The following is a 12,431-nucleotide window of genomic DNA, read 5'->3' on the forward strand; positions in this document are numbered from 1 at the left end:
CAGTCTGGGTTTTGGAGGGGCGTATGTCTGATCTTCCCCGGAAGGCGGTCACCCGGACCGCCAAGTTGGCCGCGTTGCCGCTCGGCTTCGCGGGCCGGGCCACCTGGGGTCTGGGCAAGCGGATCGGCGGGAGATCGGCCGAGCTGGTCGCCCGCGAGCTCCAGCAGCGCACGGCCGAGCAGTTGTTCAAGGTCCTGGGCGAGCTGAAGGGAGGGGCCATGAAGTTCGGGCAGGCGCTCTCCGTCTTCGAGTCGGCCCTCCCCGAGGAGGTCGCCGGACCCTATCGGGCGGCGCTGACGAAGCTTCAGGACGCGGCGCCGCCGATGCCGACGCGGACGGTGCACACGGTCCTGGAGGAGCGGCTCGGCGAGGGCTGGCGGGAGCTGTTCCTGGAGTTCGAGGACAAGCCCGCGGCCGCCGCCTCCATCGGGCAGGTGCACCGGGCGGTCTGGCACGACGGGCGCGAGGTCGCGGTCAAGGTGCAGTACCCGGGCGCCGGAGAGGCCCTGCTCTCGGACCTGACGCAGCTGAGCCGGTTCGCCCGGCTGCTGGGCCCGCTGATCCCCGGCATGGACATCAAGCCGCTGATCTCCGAGATGCGGGACCGGGTGTCCGAGGAGCTGGACTACGGGCTGGAGGCGGCGGCGCAGCAGAGGCACGCGGAGGAGTTCGCGGACGATCCCGATGTGCGGGTGCCCGCGGTGGTGCACCGGGTGGAGCAGGTCCTGGTGACCGAGTGGATGGAGGGCGTCCCGCTCGCGGAGGTGATCGCGGACGGCACGCCGGAGCAGCGGGACCGGGCGGGGCAGCTCCTGGCCCGTTTCCTCTTCTCGGGCCCGGCGCGCACGGGGCTGCTGCACGCCGATCCGCACCCGGGGAACTTCCGGCTGCTGCCGGGTGACGACGAGGACGCGGGCCCCGCGGGCTGGCGGCTCGGCGTGCTGGACTTCGGCACGGTGGACCGGCTGCCGGGCGGGCTGCCGGAGACGATCGGGCGCTGTCTGCGGCTGACGCTCGCGGGCGAGGCGGAGGGCGTCTACGCGTCGCTGCGGGCGGAGGGCTTCGTCAAGGAGTCCGTGGCGCTCGATCCGGACGCGGTTCTGGAGTACCTGTTGCCGATCATCGAACCGGCGGAGGCGGAGTCCTTCCGCTTCACCCGGGGCTGGATGCGGGCCCAGGCGGCCCGGATCGCCGACCCCCGCTCCCCCGCCCACCAGTTGGGCAAGCGGTTGAACCTGCCGCCGTCGTACCTGCTGATACACCGGGTGACGCTGAGCACCATCGGGGTGTTGTGCCAGCTCGGCGCGACGGTCCGCCTGCGGGACGAGCTGGAGGAGTGGCTCCCGGGCTTCGTCACCCCCGCCACCGGAGAGAAGCCGCCGTCCTGAGAGCACCCGCCCACGACCGTCCCGCCCGGGTCATCGCCCGGCCGGTGCTCCGGTGGGGCGGGGCGGCTCTCTTCCGGGACCGTTCTTCTGCTGCTGCTTCTACGGCGGCCCCGGCGCGGGGGACCGGGACGCGCTGACGCGCGCGGCTGTGTGGTCCCGGTGTCCCGGGACCGGTCCGGGGCTCACCACCAGGTGGAGTCGAGGCGGCCCTCGATGGCCCGGATGTTGGCGCGGGCGCAGTCCTCGCAGCAGTAGGCGCGTCGGCCGTTCTCCACCGAACAGGTCCAGGTCAGCGGCAGGGTGTCGGTGCTCCTGCCGCAGCGCGAGCAGACGAGGGGGTCCTCGGGGGTGGGGACGTCGTTCACCCTGGTGACGATAACCCGGTGGAGGGCGACCGGTCCGGCAACGCACCGCGGGGGCCGGTCCGTTCGGACCGGCCCCCGTGGGGCGCCCCCGAGGGGCGCGGGATCGCTGGGCGCGTCCGGAGGCCGCCGTGGGGCGGGGCGCTCCGGGAGGCGGCCTCAGTGCATGACGGCCATGGCCAGCGCGCGGCGGGCACGGAGCGAGACGCGCTCCGCACGACGCTGCATACGCCGGGCGGCGATCAGCCGCACGGCCTGACGTTGCGCGTCGGCCTCGCGGTGTCGCTCATGCATATGAGCACGAGCCAGGGCTTCTGGGATGAGTTGCATTTCACGGGTCCTGTTCTGACGCGCGACGGGCGCGGCGGAGGGAGAGAAGGCTGGGGTCGCGGAGCCGGCGGGCTCGCTGGTGGAAGAGGTCATCGGGGCCTGCTTCTGAGGATCGTGCGTGAGGGGACGGTCGATGGTTCCGGTGGCGTTCATGCCGCGACCGGGTTCTTGCGCGGACGGCCACGGGGCCGCTTGCGGGCGACGACCACGCCCTGGACGAACAGTTCGCCACCCCAGACGCCCCAGGGCTCGCGGCGCTCCTTGGCACCGGCCAGGCAGGCGGCGACGAGCGGGCAGGTCCGGCAGAGGGACTTGGCGTACTCGACGTCGGCCGGGGACTCCGCGAAGAACACCTCGGGGTCGTAGGCGCGACACGGGACGGGGACGCCGAGGTTCTCGATGGCGTCGTCGAGCGCGGTGAGCGCGGTGAGGGGGGTCAAAGCGTGGTCCTCCGTGAGGCCGGTCTGGGGGATCGTTTCGGAAGGCGGTACGGACGGGGCGTGCGCTTCGAGTTGCACGGTGTTCTTTCCTCGTCTGGTCATTCCGGCCTGTTGGCCGGGGTTTCGGCTGGTACCGGGCGGTGCTGTCCCGAGGCGTCTTCGTGGCGTCGTCCCCGTTCGGGGACAAACAGAAGGGCCGCGGATCCCGGGTGGGGTTCCGCGGCCCTGAAGGCGCCGGTCTGATCATGGATCAGACTGGATCGCTCCAGGGTTCGAGCCCACGGAAGGCCCACATGGTGTGGTGGTGCGTCAACTGCTGGTTTCCGGCACTGGTCGCCGCAAAGTCATAGGCCGTGGCCTCGCCCGCTGCTTCTGCTTCCAGTGCCTTGGTCGGTCGCTCATCCCGCAGGGCCCGAGAGGCAGCCACACCCAGACCGGACAGACCGGTGACAGGGAGGGCGGCGACGGGCAGACCGGTGCCGATGAGAGCCGAGACGGAGAAGCCGAGCGTGCAGGCGGAGGCGACCGAGCGATCGGTCATTTTGGCCGTGCTGACAAAGCCGGCGGTGCTGGTCTGGTCGATGAAGCTGATCACTGCAATTCGCCTCCTCTCGGCGTCTCGGAGGACTCGGGTGCGAGCCGGGCCCTCATGTTTATTTGGACAAGTACACCACGAAGACAGGGCTTCGAAGAAGCCGCTGTTTCCGTGGTTAAGAACCTATGGGGCCTGACGGGGCAGGCGCAAACTATTTTTCCGACGAGTTTTCCTCAGCCCTCGTCGGTACCCGCCCCACCCTCCTCACCTGCGCAGATGGCCAGGACATCAACGCCGAAGCGGTGCAGCTTGCGGGTGCCGACACCGGAGATCACCGAGAGCTCACCGTCGGTGGCGGGGACCCGCTCGGCGATGGCCATCAGCGTCTTGTCGGTGAACACGCAATAGGCGGGCTGGCCGAGTTCCCTGGCCTGCTCGGAGCGCCAGTCCCGGAGCCGCTCGTAGAGGCCCTCGTCCATGTCCGAGGGGCAGTCCTCGCACCGCAGCAGCTTCATGGCGCCCGCCTCGGTGAGGGTCACCCCGCAGACCCGGCACAGGACCGGGCCGCGCGGCACGCGCCGGACGGCGGTGCCCCGCTCGAAGGAGCCGGAGCCGCCGGACGTGACGGTGCCGAGGGAGCCGGAGCCGGGCCGCAGCCCCTTGAGGAAGCGGCTGGGCCGCCGGGAGGCCCGGCCGCCCGGGGAGCGGGAGAGCGCCCAGGAGAGCGTCAGATGGGTCCGGGCGCGGGTGACGCCGACGTACAGCAGGCGCCGCTCCTCCTCGATCTGCTCGTCGGTCTTCGCGTAGGTGATGGGGAGCATTCCCTCGGTGAGGCCGACCAGGAAGACCGCGTCCCATTCGAGGCCCTTGGCCGCGTGCAGCGAGGCGAGCGTCACCCCCTGGACGGTCGGGGCGTGCTGGGCGGCGGCCCGCTCGTCGAGCTCGGCGACCAGGTCCGAGAGGGTGGCGCCCGGCCGGGCGCGGGCGAAGTCCTCGGCGAGCCGGACGAGGGCGGCGAGGGACTCCCAGCGGTCGCGGACGGCGCCGGAGCCCGCGGGCGGCCGACTGTGCCAGCCCTTGGTGGACAGTACGGCCCTGACCTGCGCGGGCAGGTCCTCGGCGTCGTCGAGGAGGGAGTCGTTCCCGCCCGCGCGGGCCGCGCCGCGCAGGGCGACGCCCGCCTCCCGTACCTCCTGGCGCTCGAAGAAGCGCTCGGCGCCGCGCAGCTGGTAGGGCACCCCGGCGTCGGCGAGGGCCTGCTCGTACACCTCGGACTGGGCGTTGATCCGGTAGAGGACGGCGATCTCGCCCGCCGGGACCCCGGCGGCGATGAGGTCCCGGACGCGCCGGGCGGTGCCCTCGGCCTCGGTCGGCTCGTCGGCGTACTCCGTGTAGACCGGCTCGGGGCCCTGGTCGCGCTGTGAGATCAGTTCGAGCCGGTGCTCGGCGGCCCGGCCCCGGGCCTGGCTCAGGAGTCCGTTGGCGAGGTGGACGACCTGCGGGGTGGAGCGGTAGTCGCGGACGAGCTTGACGACGGTGGCGCCGGGGTGGCGGGTGCGGAAGTTCAGCAGGTGGTCGGGGGTGGCGCCGGTGAAGGAGTAGATCGTCTGGCTGGCGTCGCCGACCACGCAGAGGTTGTCCCGCTCTCCGAGCCACAGGTCGAGCAGCCGCTGCTGGAGCGGGGAGACGTCCTGGTACTCGTCCACCACGAAGTGCTGGTACTGGCTCCGGATCTGGTCCGCGATGTCGTGCCGGTCCTGGAGGATGCCGACGGTGAGCAGCAGCACGTCCTCGAAGTCGATCACCGAGCGGTCGCGCTTCAGCTGCTCGTACAGCGCGTAGATCTGGCCGATCTCGGCCGGATCGCGGGGGGCGTCCCTGAGGGCCTTGGCGACGACGGCGGGATAGTCGGCGGGGACGGTCTGGGTGACCTTGGCCCACTCGATCTCCGCGGTGACGTCCCGCAGCTCGTTGCGGTCCAGGCGGACGCGGCAGCGGGCCGCCGCGTCGGCGACCAGCTGGATCTTCCGCTCAAGGAGCCGGGGCAGTTCGCCACCGACCGCTTTCGGCCAGAAGAACTGGAGCTGGCGGAGGGCCGCGGAGTGGAAGGTGCGGGCCTGGACGCCGCCCGCGCCGAGCTGCCGGAGCCGTCCGCGCATCTCGCCCGCGGCACGGTTGGTGAACGTGACGGCCAGCACGCTGGCGGGCTGGAGTCTGCCCGAGCGCACCCCGTAGGCGATGCGGTGGGTGAGCGCCCGCGTCTTGCCCGTGCCGGCTCCCGCCAGCACGCACACCGGGCCGGTCAGGGCCAGGGCGACCTCGCGCTGCTCCGGGTCGAGCCCGTCGAGCACCGCGTCGGCCGTCTCCGGGACCTGCGGGAACAGAGTGGAGTGCGTTGCTGCTGTCACCCTCCAATGCTGCCAGGTCCGGCGAGCGGGCCGCGGAGACTTGTCCACAGGGCGGCACCGCCGGTCATACGAATGCCGGGAATGGGACGGACACGGCGTACGTTCTTCTTCTGGCACCCGTCAGCGAACCAAGAGGAGCGCCTCGCCATGCAGGGCACCGTGACGATGTACAGCACCACGTGGTGCGGCTACTGCCGTCGGCTGAAGAGCCAGATGGAGCGCGAGGGCATCGCGTACACCGAGATCAACATCGAGCAGGACCCCGATTCGGCGGCGTTCGTCGAGAAGGCCAACGGCGGCAACCAGACCGTCCCCACGCTGCTGGTGGTCGCCTCCTCTGGTGCTGAGTCGGTCATGACGAACCCGAGCCTGGCCCAGGTGAAGCAGGCCCTCGCCGTCTGACGCCTCCCTCCTCGGGACGCGTGGTCCCGGCGGGGTCGCCGCCGTCCCCTCGGGTTGACCGGCGCGGGACGCACGAAGGACCCCCGGCCGGGGCGCGAGCCACCGGCCGGGGGTTCTTCCGCGTCCGGAGCCGGAACCGGAGCACGCGCGGAGATCCGGGGCCGCCCCGCACGCTCCGGGGGCCGGGCTCCTCGCACGCCCGGGGGCTCCACATACGCCCCCGGGGCCCCCGTACGGACGGGGCCTCCCCGTAACGTCCGCCCGCCCCCGGATGGTGGTTCAGGCCAGGTCGCCCGGCTTCGGGAGTGGTTTGCCGTACCAGCGTTCGATCAGGCGGGAGGCGATCGAGATGCCGTACGGGGGCAGCACCTCGCCGGACTCGAAGCCCGCCGTCAGGTCCTCGCGGGAGAACCAGCGGGCCTCGTGGATCTCCTCGCCGTCCACGGTGATCTCCGCGGAGGAGGCGCGGGCGAAGAAGCCGAGCATCAGGCTGGAGGGGAACGGCCAGGGCTGGCTGGCGATGTACTCGACCTCGCCGACCGTGACGCCCGCCTCCTCGAAGACCTCGCGGGCCACCGACTGCTCGATGGACTCGCCCGGCTCGACGAAACCGGCCAGGGTCGAGAAACGGCCCTCCGGCCAGTGGACCTGACGGCCCAGGAGCGCCCGGTCCTGGTCGTCGGTGACCAGCATTATCACCGCGGGGTCGGTACGCGGGTAGTGCTCGGCCCCGCAGGCCTGGCAGCGGCGGATGTGCCCGGCGGCGGCGATCACGGTCCGCTCGCCGCAGCGCGAGCAGAAGCGGTGCAGGCGCTGCCAGTTCTCCAGGGCCACGGCGTGCACCATCAGGCCCGCCTCGCGGTCCGAGAGCAGCAGCCCCGCCTCGCGCAGCCCGGCGGGGCGGGCGGACTGGTCCATGCGGCCCGGCAGGGAGTCCTTCTGGAGCGCGAAGTAGGAGACGCCGTCGGGGTCCGTGCCCAGGAAGTAGCGGTGGGTCTCGGTGACCGGCGCCTCGAACGCCGGGGTCATGACGAGTCCGGTGGTGCCGTCGGGCAGGTCGTCGATGAGCACCTGCCCCCCGGAGACCACGAAGACACGGGTGGTGGGGTGGCTCCAGGCGGCCGCGAGCCACGCCTCGTCGAGGCGGTGGTGGGCGGAGCGGTCGATGCCGCTCGGGGCGGTGAGCGAGATCGGGCGGTCCGGCGGCACGTTCTTCAAAGGGCTCACAGGTGCTTCCAACTCCCCCGGATCGGTGTGTGGGTTCAGCGCGCGGCGGTGCGGAGGGCGGCGGGCAGGTCGCCCCACAGGTGCGCGGTCGTCTCGACGCCCTTCATGAGGAGACCGATCTCGATCTTCTCGTCGGGGGCGTGCCAGCCGTCGGACGGGACGGAGATGCCGAGGAAGAGGACGGGCGCCCCCAGGACGTCCTGGAGGTCGGCGGCCGGTCCCGATCCGCCCTCGCGGGTGTAGCGGACCTTGGCGCCGTCGAAGGCGCGGCTCATCGCCCCGGCGACCGCCTTGAGCGCCGGGTGGCCGAGCGGGGTCAGACAGGGGCGGGTCGGGGCGCCGAAGACGATCCCGTACCGGATGCCCTCGGGGACGAGTCCGGCGAGCCAGTCCCGTACGGCCAGTTCGATCTTGTCCGGGTCCTGTCCCGAGACCAGCCGGAACGACAGCTTGAGCTGGGCGGAGGCGGGGACGATCGTCTTGCCGCCGGGGCCCTGGTAGCCGCCGCCGATGCCGTTGACCTCGGCGGTGGGGCGGGCCCAGACCCGCTCCAGGGTGGTGAAGCCCGCCTCGCCGAGGGTGCCGTGCGACTTCGCCGTGCGCAGCCAGGCCGCCTCGTCGAAGGGCAGCTCGGCGACGAGGGCGCGCTCGGCCTCGGTGAGCTCCGTCACGCCCTCGTAGAAGCCGGGGATCGCCACGCGCTCCTCGGCGTCGTGGAGGGCGGCGACGATCCGGCCCGCGACGGTGGCCGGGTTGGGGACGGCGCCGCCGAAGGAACCGGAGTGAATGTCCTGGTCGGGGCCGTACAGCTCGATCTCGCAGTCGGCGACACCGCGCATTCCGGTGCAGACGGTGGGGGTGGTCTCGGACCACATGCCGGTGTCGGAGACGATCACGGCGTCGGCGGCGAGCCGCTCGGCGTGGGCCTCGACCAGGGCGCGGAAGTGCGGGGAGCCGGACTCCTCCTCGCCCTCGACGAGCAGCTTGAGGTGGACGGCGGGGGCCGTGCGGCCGGTGGCGGCGAGGTGGGCGCGGACGCCGAGGGTGTGGAAGAACACCTGCCCCTTGTCGTCGGCCGCACCGCGCGCGTACATCCGGCCGTCGATCACGGTCGGCTCGAAGGGGTCCGTCCGCCAGCCGTCCTCGCGGGCGGCGGGCTGCACGTCGTGGTGGCCGTAGACCAGGACGGTCGGCGCGTCCGGGTCGTCGGAGGGCCATTCGGCGAAGACGGCGGGCGCCCCGTCGGTCTCCCAGATCTCGGTGGTGGTGAAGCCGGTCTCCGTGAGGGCGGCGGCGAGCCATTCGGCGCTGCGCCGTACGTCCCCGGCCCGGTCCGGCTGGGCGGACACCGAGGGGATGCGCAGCCACTCGGCGAGGTCGTCGAGGAAGGCGGCACGGTGCTGCTCGATGTACGTGCGTACGGCGTGGACGGCGCTGTCCGGGGTCTCGCTCATACCCCCGAGCCTATCCGGCGCCGGGGGGTGCCCCGCTCCTCAGGAGGGTCTCGTCGGCGCCGTCCGGGGGTGCCGTGCCGAGCAGCAGCGCCTCCAGTTCGGCGCGGCCGGGCAGCCGGGCGGGCCGGGCGACCTCGCCGGTGCGCACGTACACGAAGGCGGCGGCCACGTCCTCGGGCGCGAGGCCGTGCTGTTCGGCCCAGGCCAGCCGGTAGAGCGCGAGCTGGAGGGGGTCGGCGGTGCGGTGTCTGCTGGTCTTCCAGTCGACGATCTCGTACGCGCCGGAGTCGGGGTCCCGGTAGACGGCGTCGATCCGGCCCCGGACGACCCGGCCGCCGAGCGTGAGGTGGACGGGGACCTCGACGCGGTGGGGGGTGCGGTGGGCGTACGGGGTGCGGGCGAAGGCCTCCTTGAGTTCGTCGAGGTCCCGTTCGTCGAGGATCTCGGGCTCGCCCGCGAAGTCCTCCCCGCCGGGCAGGTCCTCGGGGCCGAGGAACGGCAGCGGCAGCTCCTCGAACCGGGACTCGACCCAGGCGTGGAAACGGGTGCCCCGGCGGGCGGCGGGCTGCGGCGCGGTGGGCATGGGCCGGGCCAGCTCCTGGGCGAAGCCGTCGGGGTCGGCGGCGAGCCGCAGCACCTGGGAGGCGGAGAGGTACGCGGGGAGCACGACGTCCCGGGTGGTGGCGCGGGCGCGGCGCAGCTCGGTGGTGAGGGCGGTGAGGTCGCGGTCCCAGGAGGCGACGGTCCGGGCGTCCTCGGGGGTGAGCCCGGGGGGCGCGTCGGGGGCGTCCCCGGCGTACGGCTCCGGGGGCCGGGGTGCGGCGTACGGCTCCGGGGGCGGCGGCCCGGTGGGCGGTCCGGTCGGCGGTCCGGTCGGCGGTCCGGTCTGCGGGGCCGGGTCCCTGGGGGCGGGTACCGCGTCCGCGTGGGCGTCCTCGGGGAGGGTCTCCTCGTCCTCCTCCCCGGCGGGCTCCTCGTCCCAGAGCGGCTCGTCCGCCCAGACGGGGTCCTCGTGCCCCTGGGGGCCGTCCGGCCGGGCGGCGGGCTCGTCCCGTACGGGATCGCCGGGGGCGGCGGGAACGCCGAGGGCGACGGGGGCGGCGGCCGGGAGGCCGGGAGTCCCGGTTCCCCGGGCGCGGGTGCGCAGCCGGTCGCGGACCAGGTCCGCCGCGGCCCGGCGGCGCCGGAACGACTCCTCGTCCAGCGGCAGCGGCCAGGCCCGGTCACGGTCCGCGTCCGCCAGCGTCGGGTTCTCCGTGTCCGGCTCCGGCTCGGCCGCCCATTCCTCGATCTCGCCGTGGCCCGCCAGGCAGTGCTCGTACAGGGCGGTCAGGAAGTCCGAGGGGCCCCGGGGCTTCTTCTGCGAAGGGCCCCACCAGTGGCCCGAGCCGAGCAGGAGGGAGCGGGGGCGGGTGAAGGTGACGTAGCCGAGGCGCAGTTCCTCGGTGTGCTGGTGCTCCCGCATCTCGTTCTTGAACGCGGTCAGCGCCTTGGCGTCCCAGCTTCCGATGCCGGGCAGGGTGGGCGCGTCGCCGCGCAGGGCGTGCGGGAGGACCTGCGGCTGGGAGGTCCACGACTCGCGGGCGCGGGCGCTCGGGAACTGGCCGGTGACCAGACCGGGGACGGCGACGACGTCCCACTCCAGACCCTTGGACTTGTGGGCGGTGAGGACCTTCACGGTGTTCTCTCCGCCGGGCAGCGCGTTGTCGAGGCCCTTCTCGTACTGGGCGGCGGTCCGCAGGAAGCCGAGGAAGGCGAGGAGGCTCGCCTCCCCGTCGAGCGAGGCGAAACCGGCGGCGACGTCGAGGAAGTGCCCGAGGGTCTCGCGGCGGCGGGCGGCCAGCGCGTGCGGCGAGGCGGACAGCTCGACCTCCAGGCCGGTCGTGCCGAGCACCCGGTGCAGCACGTCCATCAGGGGGTCGGCGAGGGAGCCGCGCAGGGAGCGCAGCTCGGCGGCGAGGTGCGCGAAGCGGACCCGGGCCTCGGCGGAGAACGCCAGCCCGTCGTCGGCCGCGCCGCCGGAGTCCAGGAAGGTGTCGAGCGCGTCGGCGAGGGACACGACCTCGGCCGGGTCGACGCCCTCGACGGCCGCGGCGAGCCGCTGCTCGGGGTCCGGCCCTTCGCCGCCCCGGTGTACGAGGAGACGGGCGCGGCGGCCGAGGAGGGCGAGGTCCCGGGGGCCGATGCGCCAGCGGGGGCCGGTGAGGAGCCGGACCAGGGAGGCGTTGGCCCCCGGGTCCTGGAGGACCTCGCAGACGGCGACGAGGTCGGCGATCTCGGGCAGGTGGAGTAGTCCGGAGAGCCCGACGACCTCCACGGGCACGTCACGGGCGACGAGGGCCGCGTGGATCGCGGGGAAGTCGGTGGCGGTCCGGCACAGGACGGCGATCTCGCCGGGCTCCCGGCCGGTGCGGACGAGGTGGGCGAGGGAGTCGGCGAGCCAGTCGATCTCCTCGGCGTGGGTGGACAGCAGGGCCACCCGTACGGTGCCGTCCCGCTCGGCGCCGGGCGCGGGCCGCAGCGCCTCCACGCCCGCGTGCATCGCGCGCAGGGGGGCGGCGAGGCCGTTGGCGAGGTCGAGGAGCCGGCCGCCGCTGCGCCGGTTCTCGGAGAGCGAGTAGCGGTCGGCGGGGCTGCCGTCGCGGTGCGGGAAGTGCTCGGGGAAGTCGTCGAGGTTGGCGACGGAGGCGCCGCGCCAGCCGTAGATGGCCTGGCAGGGGTCGCCGACCGCGGTCACCGCGTGCCCGGTGGGGCCGCCGGAGGGTCCCTGGCCGAAGAGTCCGGAGAGCAGCAGCCGCTGGGCGACGGAGGTGTCCTGGTACTCGTCGAGGAGCACGACCCGGAACTCCGCGCGGAGGATCTCGCCGACCTCGGGGCGGGTGGTGGCCAGCTCGGCGGAGCGGGCGATCTGGTCGCCGAAGTCGAGGAGGTCGCGGGAGCGCTTGGCGGCGCGGTAGCGGACGACGAGGCCGAGGAGTTCCCGGCGGGCGGCGGCGGCGTCGGGGACCTTGCGCAGCTCGGCGTTGCTGAGCCGGGCGTCGGCGAGGGCGGTGAGCAGCTCGGAGTCGTACGTCCTCAGTCGTTCCGGCGGTACGAGGTGCTCGGCCAGCTCCGCGTCGAGGGCGAGGAGGTCGGTGACGAGGGTGGGGAACGACCGGGTGAGCGCCGGGTAGGGGCCGGGCGCCTCGCGCAGCACGCGCGCGGCGAGCTGGTAGCGGGTGGCGTCGGCGAGGAGCCGGGAGGTGGGTTCGAGCCCGATGCGGAGGCCGTGGTCGGTGAGGAGCTGTCCGGCGAACGCGTGGTACGTGGAGATGCGGGGCTCGCCGGGGACGGCGTCGGGGTCGAGGGGGGGTGCGGGGGGCCAGCCGGGGCCGGTGGGGCCGGTGGGGCTGGCGGGGCTGGCGGGGCTGGCGGGTGCGCCGGGGCCGGTGGGACTGGCGGGTGCGCCAGGGCCCGTGGGGCCGGTGGGACTGATGGATCCGGTGAGGCTGGTCGGTCCCGGTGGCGGGCCGGGGGCCGGGAGGGTGTCGGGGCCCGTGACGCCCGCGCGGACGAGGGCGGTGCGGACGCGCTCGGCCAGCTCGCCCGCCGCCTTGTTGGTGAAGGTGAGGCCGAGGACCTGCTCGGGGGCGACCTGCCCGGTCCCGACCAGCCAGACCACCCGGGCGGCCATCACCGTCGTCTTGCCCGAGCCCGCTCCGGCCACGACGACCTGCGGGGCGAGCGGCGCGGTGATGCAGGCCGTCTGCTCCGGCGTGAAGGGGATGCCGAGGAGCTCCTTGAGCTGCTCGGGATCGGTGATGCGTGAGGTCACCCCAAAGAGGCTAACGCGGACCTCGGACAACGCGGGGCGGGCGGGGACGCGGCCGGTCGGACCGGGGGCTT

10 protein-coding genes are annotated in these 12,431 nt (G+C 73.8%); 2 read left to right on the forward strand and 8 right to left on the reverse strand.

The features are described 5' to 3' along the window. Nucleotides 1-23: 23 nt before the first annotated feature. Nucleotides 24-1,388 carry an ABC1 kinase family protein gene (locus ACFXGN_RS11675; RefSeq protein WP_384856673.1) on the forward strand — a complete coding sequence of 455 codons (1,365 nt, stop codon included), beginning with the start codon at nt 24-26 and terminating at the stop codon, nt 1,386-1,388. Nucleotides 1,389-1,570: 182 nt separating this feature from the next. On the opposite strand, the gene ACFXGN_RS11680 is transcribed toward ACFXGN_RS11675, so the two are convergent. The 5 genes from ACFXGN_RS11680 to ACFXGN_RS11700 form a co-directional block, all read right to left on the reverse strand. After that, nucleotides 1,571-1,753: a hypothetical protein gene (locus tag ACFXGN_RS11680; RefSeq protein ID WP_384856676.1), complete on the reverse strand. Its 183-nt coding sequence runs from the start codon at nt 1,751-1,753 to the stop codon at nt 1,571-1,573. Nucleotides 1,754-1,909: 156 nt separating this feature from the next. Further along, nucleotides 1,910-2,233, reverse strand: a complete 324-nt coding sequence (locus ACFXGN_RS11685) for a hypothetical protein (protein ID WP_384856678.1) — start codon at nt 2,231-2,233, stop codon at nt 1,910-1,912. Continuing rightward, nucleotides 2,230-2,598, reverse strand: coding sequence for a WhiB family transcriptional regulator (locus ACFXGN_RS11690; RefSeq protein WP_384856680.1), 369 nt, complete (start codon nt 2,596-2,598; stop codon nt 2,230-2,232). The genes ACFXGN_RS11685 and ACFXGN_RS11690 overlap by 4 nt, the downstream gene beginning before the upstream one ends. Before the next feature lie 172 nt (nt 2,599-2,770). Continuing rightward, nucleotides 2,771-3,115: a hypothetical protein gene (locus ACFXGN_RS11695; RefSeq protein ID WP_384856683.1), complete on the reverse strand. Its 345-nt coding sequence runs from the start codon at nt 3,113-3,115 to the stop codon at nt 2,771-2,773. A 173-nt stretch (nt 3,116-3,288) separates the two neighbouring features. Continuing rightward, nucleotides 3,289-5,463 (reverse strand): ATP-dependent DNA helicase UvrD2, encoded by a 2,175-nt coding sequence (locus ACFXGN_RS11700; protein ID WP_384856686.1) that lies wholly within the window; start codon nt 5,461-5,463, stop codon nt 3,289-3,291. A gap of 147 nt (nt 5,464-5,610) precedes the next feature. On the opposite strand from ACFXGN_RS11700, the gene ACFXGN_RS11705 reads away from it, so the two are divergent. Continuing rightward, nucleotides 5,611-5,865: a glutaredoxin domain-containing protein gene (locus ACFXGN_RS11705; RefSeq protein WP_384856689.1), complete on the forward strand. Its 255-nt coding sequence runs from the start codon at nt 5,611-5,613 to the stop codon at nt 5,863-5,865. Between the two features lie 279 nt (nt 5,866-6,144). On the opposite strand, the gene nudC is transcribed toward ACFXGN_RS11705, so the two are convergent. From nudC to ACFXGN_RS11720, 3 genes are read right to left on the reverse strand one after another with little or no spacing between them, the layout of a single operon-like run. Further along, the gene (gene nudC, locus ACFXGN_RS11710) at nt 6,145-7,092 is read right to left on the reverse strand and encodes an NAD(+) diphosphatase (protein WP_384856692.1); all 948 of its coding nucleotides are present in this window, start codon (nt 7,090-7,092) and stop codon (nt 6,145-6,147) included. Nucleotides 7,093-7,127: 35 nt separating this feature from the next. Further along, nucleotides 7,128-8,546: a dipeptidase gene (locus ACFXGN_RS11715; protein ID WP_384856695.1), complete on the reverse strand. Its 1,419-nt coding sequence runs from the start codon at nt 8,544-8,546 to the stop codon at nt 7,128-7,130. Between the two features lie 10 nt (nt 8,547-8,556). Beyond that, complete coding sequence (locus ACFXGN_RS11720; RefSeq protein WP_384856698.1) at nt 8,557-12,360, reverse strand: UvrD-helicase domain-containing protein; 3,804 nt, start codon at nt 12,358-12,360, stop codon at nt 8,557-8,559. Between the last annotated feature and the right edge of the window lie 71 nt (nt 12,361-12,431).

Origin of the sequence: Streptomyces sp. NPDC059247 (genome assembly GCF_042754005.1) — a bacterium.
In the GTDB taxonomy this organism is placed as follows: domain Bacteria; phylum Actinomycetota; class Actinomycetes; order Streptomycetales; family Streptomycetaceae; genus Streptomyces.